Genomic DNA, 15,139 nt, shown 5'->3' on the forward strand with positions numbered 1-15,139 from the left:
ATCATGAATTCCAAAAAGTTTATAGCAGATTGCAGCCAGCCAGTAATGCATATGAGGCTTATCTAAGTATTCCTCCGGACCTTTGAATAGACTAAGGAAATCATTTTCCTGTACCATGCGCATCGCCATGACAGCAAATTGAGCAGAATCGTTCTCAAATAGTGTGACAAACATTCCTGCCAGATAGACCAGAAGGATCAGAAATATCAAACTCCAGTATCGGATGGTTGATATCATAGATCTAACCTGTTAAGGGTTAAAACATACAAACGAAAGAAAAGCCAACCCATAAATGATCCTGCGATAGCACCTGAAAGTACATCGAGTGGGTAATGTACTCCCACATAGATCCGGCTGTAGGAAACAACCAGGGCCCATAATATGAGGATCCAAGCAAGAATCATATAGGATTTCCTGAAAAGATGAGCGAAAAATATTGCGATGGCAAAAGAATTGGAAGCATGGGCCGAAAAATAACCGAACTTACCTCCGCATGATGCCTTTACCAGTCGAATAAGTCCGGAAAGATCCGGGTCATAACAAGGTCTGAGTCGCCCTACACCGATTTTAAAAAAATTAGAAAGCTGGTCACTTACGGTGATGAGTAAGGCAATGCTTACCAATAGCAATAAGGTCTTTTTTAATCCAAGGGATCGGAGGGCGAGTATCAATAGGAGTACATAAAGGGGTATTGAACTCCATTTGTTGGTCATAAACATCCAGAAACCGTCCCATGTGGGAGATCCCAGATTGTTCAGATACACAAAAACCTCTTGGTCTAAGTGGAGGAGTTCTTCCAACATATTATGAATCGTATCGCGCTATTTCCCTATCATAAAATTTATTGGCTGCCTCTATAAGGTCTCTTGATTCCGCGGCAAGTTCCTTTTCATCATCTTGAGTAAACTCCTCCAGCCATTCCACCTCATCGTTTTCCAGATTGATCACAAATCGAGGGTATTCCGTGTGGATTACAAATATGGCGGAAGGATGATCCGTATTGTCGCCTATTAAAAATTTAGGTAGGTCCATAGGATGTATTTATTAGTATAGTTACGGCGTTTTTACGGCAGCTTCTAAGGCTAATTTCTTTGTTAAATAATTAAATCGAAGATACAACATAATCGCTGAAGCGGTAAGTCCGGCGAGAAGTCCTATCCAAATACCAGTGCTTTTCAATTCCGTATGCAACCCAAGGTAATAACTAACGGGAAAGGCGATCATCCAGTAAGCAATAAAGGTAATTGCCGTAGGAATTTTTACATCCTGTAACCCTCGCAAGGCACCCAGGATCACCACTTGTAATCCGTCTGAGATCTGGAAAAAAGCTGCTACCAATAATAATTCTGCTGCCAAACCAATTACTTCCATATTGTCTAACTGGTTGGTAAGATCGTCCACATCCAAATAGATGGTGGGGAACCAAAACCTACCAAGGAGGAAAAGTGCTGCAAAACCAATTTCCACCAATAGGGTAAGAAAGAAAATAGACTGGGCAATACGTCGCAATTCACTGAAATTCCTTAATCCTTTTTGATTGCCAACTCGTATCATGGCTGCCACCCCTAGCCCCATCCCAAACATAAAGGTCATACTGCTTAGGTTTAACGCGATCTGATTGGCCGCCTGAGGATTTTTACCTAAGACACCGCTTAACCAAATAGCAGCGGTAAAAATGGCCACTTCAAAGAACATTTGCAATGCTGAGGGAAATCCAAGATCAATGATCTTCTTCATTACTTTTCGCTCCAACTTTTTAAAGTTAAACCCAGTAACATAAAAATGGAATTTCTTTTTTTTATTTAGTAGTACCCAAAGGAAAATTAGCATTACAATTCTGGAGATCAATGTGCCAATAGCAGCTCCTATGATTCCCATTTTTGGAAAGCCGAAAGAACCAAAGATCAACAGGTAATTGAGTATAATGTTCAGGACATTAGCAATAATAGTAGCATACATAGGGTATTTGGTCTGTGAAAGTCCCTCCGAAAATTGCTTAAATGCCTGAAACATGATCAGTGGTATCAGGGAAAAAGCCACAAGATCCAAATATGGAATAGCCAGGACCACCACTTCAGGTGGTTGATCCATCATATACATCAATGGTTTTATCAGAAGTATCAGGCCAAATAGGGAAATTCCCAGCAAGGTACAGAGGACCAACCCGTGTTTTAGTGCTCTTTTACCATCTTCCTTATAGCCTGCCCCATCAGCTTCTGCAACCAGTGGTGTAATGGCCGTGGAAAAACCGATCCCAAGTGACATGGCTATAAAAACAAAACTATTTCCCAGTGATACGGCAGCCAACTCGGCAGTGCCTAGTTGCCCTACCATAATGTTATCTGCGAAGGCCACAAATGTATGACCCAGCATCCCCAGAATAACGGGAACCGAAAGCCTTATGTTGTAACGAAACTCTTTGGTATAACGACCTAACAAACGTGTATCTTTTATCTTATAAATGCTTCGCCTCGTTCCAATGCACGTCCATTTCTGCCAGGGTCATTTCCTTGAGAGATTTTCCTGCCTCTTTGGCCTTGCCCTCCAAATAGGAGAAACGCTTTATAAATTTCTTATTCGTGCGCTCAAGAGCGTTTTCCGGATTTATCTTTAGAAATCGAGCATAGTTCACCATAGAGAATAAAACATCCCCAAATTCGGCTTCTATCCGCTCTTCTGTTCCATTTTTAATCTCTTCCTGAAGTTCGCCTAGCTCTTCCTGTAATTTTTCAAATACCTGTTCGGGCTTTTCCCAGTCGAATCCCACCCCGGCAACCTTATCCTGTATCCTATTGGCTTTTACCAAAGAAGGTAAACTTGTTGGCACCCCTTCCAGGACACTTTTTTTTCCTTCAGCAAGTTTGATGTTTTCCCAATTTCTCTTTACATCCTCTTCATCGGCCACATCTATATCTCCATAAATATGAGGGTGCCTATTAATTAACTTGTCGCATATTGAATTGCTCACGTCGGCTATATCAAAATCTCCAGTTTCAGAACCAATTTTGGCATAAAAAACTATATGGAGCAAAAGATCTCCTAATTCCTTTTTTACTTCCGGAAGGTCTCCATCCAAAATGGCGTCGCCCAATTCATAGGTCTCTTCAATGGTGAGATGGCGCAGGCTTTGCATGGTCTGCTTTTTATCCCAGGGACACTGGGACCGTAACTCTTCCATGATAGTTAGAAGTCGATCTAACGATTTTAATTGATCTTTCCGCGAATTCATCAGTTTGCTTTTGCGCAAAAGTACAAAGATGAAAGTTTTGGGAGTGCCCATTTTTTGGAGTATTTTTAAGAACCACCCCAGAATTTTTTGAATGGTGTAGGCTGGGTAATACAAGGCAAATATTTAATCAACTCAATGAACAATAAGGATGTGTTACGACATTAAAGCTAGTTTGGAAGCTCAATTAAAACGCGCCAGGCAATACGGCGATGAGATCGCGATCAGGGAAATAGAACAAAAGTTGGCGCCATTGACAGACCTTCCTATCTTCCATGCATCCGGATTTCAGCATCCAAAACTCCTGATCTACACCGAAGAAGATCGCGTTATTCCGGAAGTAGCCACCTGGGGGTTGGTACCACACTGGGTTAAAGACAGTGTACAGCAAAAAAAGATCTGGAACAATACCTTAAATGCTCGCGGGGAAACCATCTTTGAAAAACCTTCCTTCAGAACTGCGGCTAAGTATCACCGTTGTCTGGTATATGTAGACGGTTTTTACGAACACCACCATTCTAAGGGAAAGACCTATCCTTATTTTATACACAGAAAAGATCAGCAGCCTTTAGTATTCGCCGGATTATGGAATAGGTGGAAGGATCCTGAATCTGGCAAATACCTCAATACTTTTAGTATTGTAACCACGGAAGGCAACCCTATGATGGCCAGGATCCATAACAATCCAAAGCTGCAAGGCCCCAGAATGCCTTTGATCTTGCCAGATGATATGGAAGACAAATGGTTGATCCCTGTAGAAGAAGAATTGGATGAGAAAGCCATACAAGATCTTATACATTCATACCCCGAAGAAGAACTCCAGGCCCATACCGTACATAAACTAAGAGGCAAGGCGTATATCGGGAATGTTCCTGAGATCAGTGAGGAGATCTTATATCCGGAGCTTCAGGCTTAATTCCTACAAATCATACTGAAGGGAGTTACTACTTTTTTGACATATCTGAGATATGATTCGTTACAAGTCTCTTTTTATGTGCGGGCGAATAAAACCTGGCATTTTTATAGTTCATTTAAATAACAATTATTAAGAACGTGTTAAGACCCAAAAGACATTAGATTATTTCCTATTTTAGAGCTTCGTCCAAAATGGACTCAATTTTAACAACTATGAAAACAACTATCCTATTTCTAGTATCCCTTCTCTTCATCATAAGTATTCATGGACAAGAGATCATAAACTTACCTCATGAGGGCCCGGATAATATTCAATGGGTAGGGGGTGAAAAAGCCTTCTTTTCAAAGATTTGGAATACAGAGGTGGTTTGTAATGTATCCACACCAAGCATGGAAGTGTTCAGGTCGGATGCATCTATTGCCAATGGAACCTCGGTGATTATAGCACCAGGAGGAGGCTTGTACGCCTTAAGTATAGAAAGTGAGGGCAATATGGTGGCCAGGTGGTTGAATGAAAAAGGGATTACCGCATTTGTTCTCAAGTACAGACTGGTTCCAACTGGGGAAAATGGGGTAAAGGATCTCAATGAAACCAGTAGTAATAATGTGGATGAATTTAAAAAAGTGGTAGCTTCTGTAATGCCATATTCCGTAGCCGATGGCCTGGCAGCCGTGCAATATGTTCGCGAACATGCCGGAGAATTTGGCATTGATAAAAATAAGATCGGGTTTATGGGATTCTCAGCAGGAGGTGCCGTTACCCAGGGAGTAACTTATAAAGGTAAGGGAGAGAACAGACCTGATTTTGTTGTACCCGTGTATTCATGGACCTCTGCCATGCCGGTGCAGAAAGCACCGGAAAACCCACCACTTATGCTCGTCATTTGTGCTTCCGATGATCCCTTGGGACTTGCAAAGGGAAGTATTGAACTCTATAATTCGTGGTTGGCCGCTGATCAAAAACCCGAACTTCATATGTACTCTAAAGGTGGTCATGGTTTTGGGATGAAAACTCAAGACCTACCCTCCGATAGATGGATTGGCCGTTTTTATGATTGGGGAGTAGCAGAAAATATCATAGCGCCTAATAAATAAGAAATTAGTACGTCCTCAATGATTCCGACTAAACTCACATACTTTCTATTACTTTTCGGTTCTTTGGCCTTCTTGTGCAATGCACAAAAGGCGGAAGATTTTACTGAAGAAGTGTCTATGATGGCCGGGCGATATGACAGTATTTGGGATGAGAATAAAGCAACAATCGTTTTCACAGGGAGCTCTAGTGTGCGGTTGTGGGAAGGACTTGAAGATCTTTTTCCTGATCACCAGATAATTAACACAGGTTTTGGCGGATCACAAACAAGAGATCTACTAAAACACCTCCAACCATTGGTTCTTTCATATAAACCCAAAATGGTCTTCATTTATGAAGGTGACAATGATATCAATTTTAAGAAAAGACCAAATAGAGTCATCAGAATAACTAGAAAGATCATTGACAAAATTTGGCAACACTATCCTGAGACTGAGGTAGTTTTGATCTCCACGAAACCAAGTATTGTTCGCTGGCATTTAAAAAAGCGCTATATAAAGCTGAATCTGAAATTTAAAGAATATGCGGAACAATCTCCTCAAATAGCTTTTGCCAATGTTTGGGACGTTATGTTGAAGAATGAAATTATTGATGAAAGCTTATTTATTGAAGACGGTTTACATATGAATCAAAAAGGATATGACCTTTGGTATGAGGTAATCAAACCCTTTATAAATTAAACTATATGAATAAAATGAACAAAAGAATAGCTAAAACAATAGGAGTGCTGAGCATTATTCTAAGTGTAGGATGTGAATCTCCACAAAAAGAAATTCTAATGCCGGAAACAGATCTTAAAAGTGAAAATCTGATCCCTATGCCCAGTTCAATAGTAGCTGCAAATAGCGGATTTCGCTTAGATCAATATACGCGAATAGAAACCAGTCCAGACAATGCCAGCTTACAAGAAGTGGCGAGTTACCTTTCGGATAAGATTACTGAAAAAACGGGTTTAAGACTAGACTCAAATATTAATGAAAGTCAAAAGAATGATGCGGTCATTTACTTTCGCCAGAACACAGACAAATCATGGCCCAATGACGAAGCCTACATCCTTTCTATTAAAAAAGACTCATTGATCCTGGAAGCTCCTACGGCAAAAGCGGCTTTTAGAGGAGTACAAACCATAAGACAACTTATTCCTGAGGTCAGCAACGACTCTCTTGCAGAACATTCTATATGGCCTATCTCTACTGGCATTATAGAAGACCATCCTAATTTTGAATACCGTGGTTCCATGTTAGATGTGGCACGACATTTTTTCTCCGTAGAGGATGTAAAAAAATACATTGATATTCTGGCATACTACAAAATAAACGTCTTACACCTGCATCTGACGGATGATCAGGGATGGCGAATTGAGATTAAATCCTGGCCAAAGCTCACTGAAATAGGCGGCAGTACTGAAGTAGGTGGAGGAGCCGGGGGGTTTTATACACAGGAAGACTATAAAGAGATAGTAGCCTATGCCGCGGTGCGCCACATGATGATTGTTCCGGAAATAGATATGCCGGGCCATACCAATGCTGCCTCCGTCTCCTACCCATTTTTAGATGGCACAGGTAAAACGCCAAAGTTGTACCAGGGAAGGCACGTTGGCTTTAGTACCTTCGATACCAGAAAAGATACAGTATATTCATTTATAGATGATGTAGTTCGTGAGATCAGCGCCATTACACCTGGTCCATATTTCCATATTGGTGGTGATGAGAGCCATGTAACTAAAAAAGGAGATTACAACTATTTCGTGAATAAGGTAGAAAAGATTGTTCAGAAGTATGAAAAGATAATGATCGGTTGGGATGAAATTGTCACGGCCGAGGTGGATAGTGAATCTATCGCACAGTTCTGGGCTGATGAAAGTAATGCTACCACCGCCATAGAAAAGGGCATGAAAGTAATCCTTTCACCTGCAAAAAAGGCCTATCTAGACATGCAGTACGATACCCTTTCCCCGTATGGCTTGCACTGGGCAGCCTATATCCCCGTTGATACGGCTTATGTCTGGAATCCGGAAACCTACGTCCCTCAAATTCCAAAAGACATGATCCTTGGGGTAGAAGCACCATTATGGTCAGAAACAATAAGTAACATTGAAGAATTAGAGTATCTGGCCTTTCCAAGGGTGATAGGGTATTCAGAATTAAGTTGGAGTCTGGAAGAGAACAGGGATTGGGAAAACTTTAGAGTGCGACTTGCCAATCAGACCCCTTTCCTGGATATGATGAATGTAAAATATTACGCCTCTCCAAGGATAGATTGGGTAAAAAATAAAAGAGCATACAAGGAGATCCTTAAAGATTAAAAATCTTTAGAGCTAATTTGATAACTAAAATAAACCGATTATGAAAACCATTTTAACCTGTATTGCCTTCTTGTTTATTGGGCTGATATACGCTCAAACTGAGAATGACACCTTGCCCAAAGCAGAGGTATCCACTACTATGCAAAGCGTAGTTATTAATGGTAGGACCATTTACCTAAACGCGAAAGCAGGAACTTTTCAGGTAAAGGATGAGAATAATAAACCCTTGGCTCTAATGGGACATACCTTTTACAGCAAAGGAGATAAGCGGGATAATAATACCAGAAAACGGCCTATTGTATTTGCTTACAATGGAGGACCTGGTTCTTCATCCTTCTGGCTCCACATGGGCATTTTAGGTCCCAAACGAATTGTAGTAAATGACCCGGATTATACCCCTGCGGCTCCTTATCAATTGGTGAATAATAATTATTCCATTCTCGATGTTGCAGACCTGGTAATGATAGACCCGGTTGGAACCGGTCTTAGCGTGCCTTTAGGTAAATCAAAGTTCAAGGATTTTTGGGGAGTAGACCAGGATATTAAGAGTCTTTCTCTTTTTATTAAACAATTCCTGATAGAGAACGACCGGATGAACAGCCCTAAATACCTCCTGGGCGAAAGCTATGGTACTTTTAGGAATGCAGGGCTCATGAATGTACTACTGGGGGACGGTATCGCTATGAATGGGGTGATCATGGTTTCTGCTGTATTCGACCTAAGAACGCTGCTTTTTCCACCAAATGATGACCTGCCCTATATTGTTCATTTCCCCACCTATGCAGCCACCGCATGGTACCATGACAGGGTAGAGAACAAACCGGAAAATGTCTATGACTACCTCAATGAGATCCGAACTTTTACTGAAGAAGTGTATACCCCTGCTTTGTTCAAAGGCGATCGGATAGAACTGGAAGAGAAAAGATCTGTAGCAGCGAAATTAGCTGCCTATACAGGCACCAGTATGGACTATTGGATGAAGGCAGATCTACGCGTCACAAACAGTGAGTTTTTCGCAGAATTCCTTCGTGAACAAGGTGAACTCGTAGGTCGTTTAGATTCCCGATTCACAGGTATCAACCAGGACCCTTTGGCACAAGAAGGAAATCGGGATCCTCAAAGTGATGCTATTTCACCTGCATATATAGCAGGATTTCTCGATTATTTATACCGCGTTCTCAAAGTAAATAAATCATTAAATTATGCCACCTCCGCTTATGGAAGGAAAGGATTTGATTGGGATTGGAAACATGCCGGAAATGAACGCTGGGGCACGCAGGCTGCCATTAATACAGGGGTTGATATGGCCGAAGCCATGTCCAAGGATCCCAATGTGAAGGTTTTGATCCTTAATGGCATTTATGATATTGCGACCGTCTTTTATGGCGTAGAACACAGCATTAACCACTTAGGGCTAACCAAGGAGATCAAGGAAAACATCCTGATGAAATATTATGAAGCCGGACATATGATGTATACGCATCCGCCCTCTATGGCTCAGTTTAAAAAAGATGTGTCCGATTTTATAAAGGATACTTCACGCTAACAAAAAAGGACGTCATGCGCGTCCTTTTTAATTGATTACATCTTATTTATCAGTTCCCGGAAGCCCAACAGGTTTCTTTGTCTGCCAGGTAAAAGGTGCTGCTTTTTTTGTCACGGGCCATACTTCATCCAAAGTATCTGCACTATAGACGGTCCCATTCTTAATAACATGGGTAAGTGAATTTGTATTCCTTAAGGAATCCATAGGATTTTGAGCCATGATCAGAATATCTGCCAGTTTCCCAGCTTCTATGCTTCCAAGATCGGTTTCCAGCCCAAGGGCAGTAGCTCCGTGAAGCGTTGCTACTTTTAATGCATCATGATTCTCCATTCCCCCACTTGCTACAGACCATAATTCCCAATGGTAACCCAGGCCTTGTAATTGCCCGTGGCTACCTATGCCGGCAATTCCTCCTGCTTTTACCAGATCGTTCATAAACATCGCGTGTTTCTGAAATACGTGTTCTTCATCCATAAACCATCCCGGACGTCTTCTGGACTTTCGGGCTAATTCTTCATATGGGGTGAAATATTGTAATTTTTTATCTCCCCATACATCTTCACGGGAATAGAAGTAATTCTCAGCCCATGGTCCGCCATAAGAGACCAATAAAGTTGGAGTCACCGCCATTTTTGATTCTGCTATGGTTTTTACCACATCCTGGTAAATAGGATAAATAGGTAAAGAATGTTCGTGCCCTGGCGAGTAACTGAGTCATGTTTAATTTGAAGTCGAGTCCCCCTTCCGTAGTGGGCATTAATTTCAACTCCTTGGCCGCCATAATAATCCATTGCCTTTGTTGCCTGTTCCCAACCAGGTACATTTTAATAGTTTTTGTATTGTAGTACTCACTGTATTGCTTCAACACCTCTTTGGCATGATCAAGGCTTGTTATTTTATAACGCCAAAAGCCTACTCCAGGCCCTGTACTGTATACCCGGGGGCCATGTAAAATCCCGGCTTCCACCATATCCGAGTAGGTCAACACGTCAGTAGTGCCAGTTTGGGGATCTCTGGTGGTTGTAACTCCATAAGCAAGGTTGGCCGAGTACCCCCAAACCTGGTTCTTGTGAATCCCCCAACTAGGCCGCAAATGGGCGTGGGTATCTACAAATCCAGGTGTAAGAGTTTTGCCGCTTACATCAATTATGGTGGTCCCTTTAGGTATCACCAAGGATCCTGAAGCTCCCACGGCTTTGATCCTGTTATTTTCTACAAGCACATCTCCTTTTTCGATGACCTCATCTCCCTTCATAGTAATGATCCTGCCGCCTTGTAATAGTAGGGTGCCATTGGGCATCTGCTTTTTAAAGGCAACCTTAATTTCAAACTCCTCTGCTTTGAAGACAGCTTCCTTTTCCTCCTCCTTCTTATCCTCTCCGGACTCTGTAGAATCTTTGGCCTTCTCCGTTTTCTTTAGTTCTTTTTCTTTCTTTTTTGCGGCTACTACACTGTCCTTAAATTGTTTCCCGGTATCGAGATCGTATCGGAAATGACCTGCTCCCAGCGACCAATGCACTTTTTTACTATCGGAAGCCCAAGCGGGGAATTCGCCGCCCATTACCGTTAATTTCATTGCCGGAAAAGCGGCCTTATCTGCTGATGCCAGCGAAATGGTAGGTGTTTTGCCATATCGTGGTATGGTCACCGTATAAATATCGTTATTGATCTGTGCCAGTGCCTTGCTTCCATCAGGAGAAATACGTATTTCGGAAGGTCTGGATGCCTTGTCATTATCTTCCCTGTTATCATCTATCATTGGGAGGTAACCGTTTTGCAAACCTTCCATATGATCCTTCCCAAAGATATCCTGAGACCCATAGGTCTCTATTCCTTTTAATTTCAGATGTTCCTTTTCATCCGTACCATCCCAACGAATAGAGATCAGCCCCTTAGTGGCATGACTTAAATAAATTCGATCGTCTATTTTGGTAAAATGTGGTTGTTGCCTCCCTTTGGATTTATCTATAAATTGAATAGGGCCACCATTGGAGGAAACCCAAACCAGATCCTCCTGCGCTCTTCTTGTCAAAGGACCTGTAGCATCTTCATATGTCTGTGCAGTCCCTTTGAGAAATGCTATTCTGTTACTCTTATATGACCATTCCGGGGAACTGTAAATTCCTGGTTCTTGTGTTAATTGAATGGGCCTGGCTCTTCCATCCACATTGATCTTATACAAATGACCCCCTCCGTATTTCCAGGTAGTATACACAAGGCTAATGCCATCCGGGGACCAACTGGGCTGGGCCTCAGTAAAATCATTGCCGGTTAATCTCCTGGGAGTACCTCCCGGGAGCTCCATAACATATAGTCTATTTAGCGCTGTAAAAGCCAATCGCTTTCCATCTGGGGAAGGTTTGGCATCCCTCACCTGTGTCACAAAAGCTTCTGCCGCATCATCAATAGGATAGTTGAATTTTAATCGTGGTCCTAGTTCCAGGGAAACATCTGCCGTAAAAGGAATCTCATTAGCTGTATTGGTGTTTAACCCTATTGCATAGATCTTACCTCCATAGGAGGCAATTAGTTGCTTGCTATCTGGCGTAAATGACATGGCGGGTAGCACCCCCAATGGGGCAATAGACTCTTGTTCATCTCTTTGCACCGGGTATGCCAACCAGCGTTCCTCTCCTGTTTTTAAATTACGTAGGACAAGACCTGTTTCAGCCTCGAATCGATTCCCAAAAACAAGCCATTTTCCATCCGGCGACAAGGTTGGGGTAAAGGCAGATCCATATCGGGATGTAATAACATCCATGTCGCCATCTTCCATATCATAGGTGCCTATTTGATATTGTGGAAGTTGTGCATTATAGTTCCAGGCATTTCGTCGTTGTGAAAAATACAACAACTTGCCATCTGCACTAAAGGCAGGATCTATGACCTTAAGTTCCTTAGGTTCCCCGATCAAGGCGCTTCCTCCCCCACCTTCTTTGTGATAGATATTTAATTTAATATTTCTTCTTCCTTTGGCGCCAACGATATAGTCACCGTCTGGTGTCCATTCTGCAGAAAAGAAATTATGCCTACTTTCTTTACTGATCTGTTTTTCTTCCTTGTCCTCTAGGCGAAGGGTCCAGATATTATCCGAGCCACTTTTGTCTGAAATAAATACTATGGATTTTCCATCCGGACTAAATCGCGGATGAACATCGTAGGCAATTCCGCTTGTGATTGCTGTGGCCTTTCCTCCAGTTATTGGGATGGAATATATATCCCCCATAAGATCGAAAACAATGGTTTTACCATCCGGACTTACATCGAGCGACATCCAGGTGGCTTCTGAAGTTGAAAAGGCAATGGTGCGTTCTGGCTCAAGCGGTAGTTCCTTGGTAGCCTTCTTAATGGAGTCTGTTTTCTGTATGGTATCTTGTGCCAGAAGTGATTGTCCCGGAACCAATAAAAGTGATAGTAAAAATAGGAAAGTAATAGACCGATTCATTAGGAGTGTTTTTTTAAATGAAGCTCCTAATATAAAGAATTAATACGGGAAGTTATCCTATTAAAATAGGAGAGAAAAGAGATGTATTATTTTTTTTCCGTATCGGCTTCAGCCTCTTCTTCAACAGTAAAATCTGTGATCCCATGCTGATGTAATAAATTATACCATTGGATCACTTTTTTGATATCACTGGGATAAACTCGGTCCTCATCATAATCGGGAACTACCTCAAAAAAATACTCTTCCAATTTTAATTTGTCTTCTTTGTGTCCAACTGAGGTCTTACCTCCATCTTCCTTCTCCTGAATCTTTTTAAAAACTGCTACTAAGGGTAATTCTTCTTCCAGAGTGAATATAGCGATCTCGGATAACACACTTACATTACTGGTCATACCTACTGTGATCCTTTTACCATCTATAAGAGACTCGGCCACAAAGCCTGTCCTGGTTTGGGTCACCAATTTGAATAAACCGGGTTTTCCCCCTATTGATAAAATTTTATCTAAACTCATAGAATTCACTTATTTCGGCGCAAATATGAAAAATTAAACTGTTTTGCCCACCACTACCTAGCTTTTTTTAACAATGGAAAGCGCATTTTATAATCTACTTCAATTTTACCTTTCGAAATGTTGGTCAACTTCCCTTTTAATAAGCGTTTTTTCAGGCTGGAGACCTTATCGGTAAAAAGAATACCTTCAATATGGTCGTATTCATGTTGAATGACCCTGGCCAAAAGGCCGTCGTAGGTATGGGTATGCACGTTGAATTGTTCATCCATATACTCAATGTTGATGGTATCTTTCCTGGATACATCCTCACGAATATCCGGAATACTAAGACAACCTTCATTAAATGGCCATGTTGTGCCCGTTTCCTCTACCATCTTGGCATTGATAAATACTTTTTTAAATTCCGCAAGTTCTTGCTGCTCCTCTTTTGTAAGATCCTCATCTTCTGCGAAGGGAGACGTATCTACCATAAATAGCCGTATAGGCAATCCTATTTGAGGGGCCGCAAGACCAACGCCGTTGGCATTGTACATGGTATCCCACATATTGCGGATAAGTGTTTCTAAACCCTCGAATTGCTGATCAATATCCGTACACACTTTCCTGAGTACCGGATCCCCATATGCTATAATAGGCAATATCATATTATATTCTTTTTATTCTTCAAGCTATTATTTTGCTTTCTACTCTATTTTATTCGATCCAGGTATCCTTGCAGGATTAGCGTAGCACTGATCTTATCTACCATTGCTTTTTCCCTTCTATCTTTTCTCTTCATCCCGGAAGCTACCATACTTTTTACGGCCATTTGTGAGGTAAAGCGTTCATCCTGTCGATAAACGGGTATTTCAGGAAATGATTGTTTTAATACCTGGATAAAAGGCCCGATCAGGATTTCCGATTCCGAGGGTGTATTGTTCATTTGCTTAGGCTCTCCTACTACAAAGGATGTTACATTTTCTTCACTAACATAGTCTTTTAGAAAGGTCAACAAATCTGATGTAAGCACTGTGGTAAGGCCTGAAGCGATCAATTGTAATTCATCCGTTACAGCGATCCCCGTTCTTACTTTCCCATAATCCAAGCCAATGATCCTCCCCAAGTATTATTTTTTTGCAAAAATACAGGATAAATTGTTATTCCTACAAAATTCGACCTCATAATCCCGGCCTACATCCTATCTTTGCAAAAATTTTAAGCAACTCCATGAAGGAATTACAAATTACCATCGAAAAAGCATGGGAAAACCGTGAATTACTAAGAGAAGCTGATACACAGAAGGCTATTAGAGAAGTGATCAATCTTGTTGATTCGGGAAGTCTCCGATGTGCCGAACCAACCGAAGGGGGTTGGCAGATCAATGAATGGGTTAAAAAGGCGGTGGTCCTGTATTTCCCCATCCAGAAAATGGAAACTATGGAAGTTGGGATCTTTGAATACCACGATAAAATTCCTCTAAAAAAAGGTTATAAGGAAAAAGGTATTAGAGTGGTACCACATGCCGTTGCAAGACATGGCGCTTATATAGCACCAGGAACCATTTTGATGCCCTGTTATGTGAATATTGGTGCCTATGTAGATGAAGGTACTATGGTTGATACCTGGGCCACAGTAGGTAGTTGTGCTCAAATAGGAAAGAACGTTCATTTAAGTGGAGGAGTTGGGATAGGTGGTGTCTTAGAACCTTTGCAGGCTTCTCCCGTCATCATTGAAGATAATGCCTTTATTGGTAGCCGTTGTATAGTAGTAGAAGGAGTACGAGTAGAAAAAGAAGCCGTACTTGGTGCCAATGTGGTATTAACGGCTTCAACTAAGATAATAGATGTCACAGGATCTGCACCAGTGGAACTAAAAGGTAGGGTTCCTTCGCGTTCAGTTGTTATACCAGGGAGTTACACCAAAGAATTTCCGGCAGGATCCTATCAAGTTCCATGTGCCCTGATCATTGGGAAACGCAAACCAAGTACCGATTTGAAGACTTCCTTAAATAATGCGTTACGAGAGTATAATGTTGCTGTATAATTTGTAGGAATATTCTTTAAAAGACAATTTTATGACATTTTTATTGTTATAACTTTGTATTTAAAACAAGTCTCC

16 protein-coding genes are annotated in these 15,139 nt (G+C 41.5%); 6 read left to right on the forward strand and 10 right to left on the reverse strand.

Annotated elements, in window-relative coordinates; translation table 11 throughout:
• From Q0X72_RS08195 to mazG, 5 genes are all read right to left on the reverse strand, one after another.
• On the reverse strand, positions 1–237 hold a 237-nt coding region (locus Q0X72_RS08195; RefSeq protein WP_367180435.1), incomplete at its 3' end, for an ArnT family glycosyltransferase.
• Positions 234–803, reverse strand: a complete 570-nt coding sequence (locus Q0X72_RS08200; RefSeq protein ID WP_297763909.1) for a phosphatase PAP2 family protein — start codon at positions 801–803, stop codon at positions 234–236. The genes Q0X72_RS08195 and Q0X72_RS08200, both read right to left, overlap by 4 nt.
• Before the next feature lies 1 nt (position 804).
• The gene (locus tag Q0X72_RS08205; RefSeq protein ID WP_297763912.1) at positions 805–1,032 is read right to left on the reverse strand and encodes a hypothetical protein; all 228 of its coding nucleotides are present in this window, start codon (positions 1,030–1,032) and stop codon (positions 805–807) included.
• Positions 1,033–1,053: 21 nt separating this feature from the next.
• Positions 1,054–2,439: an MATE family efflux transporter gene (locus tag Q0X72_RS08210; RefSeq protein WP_297763915.1), complete on the reverse strand. Its 1,386-nt coding sequence runs from the start codon at positions 2,437–2,439 to the stop codon at positions 1,054–1,056.
• A 16-nt stretch (positions 2,440–2,455) separates the two neighbouring features.
• The gene (mazG, locus tag Q0X72_RS08215; RefSeq protein WP_297763918.1) at positions 2,456–3,229 is read right to left on the reverse strand and encodes a nucleoside triphosphate pyrophosphohydrolase; all 774 of its coding nucleotides are present in this window, start codon (positions 3,227–3,229) and stop codon (positions 2,456–2,458) included.
• Positions 3,230–3,377: 148 nt separating this feature from the next.
• On the opposite strand from mazG, the gene Q0X72_RS08220 reads away from it, so the two are divergent.
• The 5 genes from Q0X72_RS08220 (at position 3,378) to Q0X72_RS08240 (ending at position 9,085) form a co-directional block, all read left to right on the forward strand.
• A complete protein-coding gene (locus tag Q0X72_RS08220) occupies positions 3,378–4,142 on the forward strand; it encodes an SOS response-associated peptidase (protein ID WP_297763921.1) in 765 nt (254 codons plus the stop codon).
• A gap of 212 nt (positions 4,143–4,354) precedes the next feature.
• Positions 4,355–5,236, forward strand: a complete 882-nt coding sequence (locus Q0X72_RS08225; RefSeq protein WP_297763924.1) for an alpha/beta hydrolase — start codon at positions 4,355–4,357, stop codon at positions 5,234–5,236.
• An 18-nt stretch (positions 5,237–5,254) separates the two neighbouring features.
• A complete protein-coding gene (locus Q0X72_RS08230) occupies positions 5,255–5,914 on the forward strand; it encodes a GDSL-type esterase/lipase family protein (protein WP_297763927.1) in 660 nt (219 codons plus the stop codon).
• 14 nt (positions 5,915–5,928) lie between these two features.
• A complete protein-coding gene (locus tag Q0X72_RS08235) occupies positions 5,929–7,539 on the forward strand; it encodes a family 20 glycosylhydrolase (protein WP_297763930.1) in 1,611 nt (536 codons plus the stop codon).
• 40 nt (positions 7,540–7,579) lie between these two features.
• Positions 7,580–9,085: a carboxypeptidase gene (locus tag Q0X72_RS08240; protein WP_297763933.1), complete on the forward strand. Its 1,506-nt coding sequence runs from the start codon at positions 7,580–7,582 to the stop codon at positions 9,083–9,085.
• Between the two features lie 42 nt (positions 9,086–9,127).
• Here the strand turns inward: Q0X72_RS08240 and Q0X72_RS08245 are convergent, their stop codons facing one another.
• The 5 genes from Q0X72_RS08245 to ruvX form a co-directional block, all read right to left on the reverse strand.
• Positions 9,128–9,715 carry an amidohydrolase family protein gene (locus Q0X72_RS08245; RefSeq protein WP_297763936.1) on the reverse strand — a complete coding sequence of 196 codons (588 nt, stop codon included), beginning with the start codon at positions 9,713–9,715 and terminating at the stop codon, positions 9,128–9,130.
• A complete protein-coding gene (locus Q0X72_RS08250; protein ID WP_297763939.1) occupies positions 9,666–12,530 on the reverse strand; it encodes an amidohydrolase in 2,865 nt (954 codons plus the stop codon). Before Q0X72_RS08250 ends, Q0X72_RS08245 begins: the two co-directional genes overlap by 50 nt.
• Positions 12,531–12,616: 86 nt before the next feature.
• Entirely contained in the window at positions 12,617–13,042 is a 426-nt protein-coding gene (locus tag Q0X72_RS08255; protein WP_297763943.1) for a DUF5606 domain-containing protein, read from the reverse strand.
• Positions 13,043–13,095: 53 nt separating this feature from the next.
• Positions 13,096–13,686: a peptide deformylase gene (def, locus tag Q0X72_RS08260; protein WP_297763946.1), complete on the reverse strand. Its 591-nt coding sequence runs from the start codon at positions 13,684–13,686 to the stop codon at positions 13,096–13,098.
• Between the two features lie 44 nt (positions 13,687–13,730).
• A complete protein-coding gene (ruvX, locus tag Q0X72_RS08265) occupies positions 13,731–14,144 on the reverse strand; it encodes a Holliday junction resolvase RuvX (RefSeq protein WP_297763949.1) in 414 nt (137 codons plus the stop codon).
• A 104-nt stretch (positions 14,145–14,248) separates the two neighbouring features.
• On the opposite strand from ruvX, the gene Q0X72_RS08270 reads away from it, so the two are divergent.
• Complete coding sequence (locus Q0X72_RS08270) at positions 14,249–15,064, forward strand: 2,3,4,5-tetrahydropyridine-2,6-dicarboxylate N-succinyltransferase (protein WP_297763952.1); 816 nt, start codon at positions 14,249–14,251, stop codon at positions 15,062–15,064.
• Positions 15,065–15,139: the final 75 nt, after the last annotated feature.

This window comes from uncultured Muriicola sp. (assembly GCF_947258935.1).
GTDB lineage: Bacteria > Bacteroidota > Bacteroidia > Flavobacteriales > Flavobacteriaceae > Muriicola.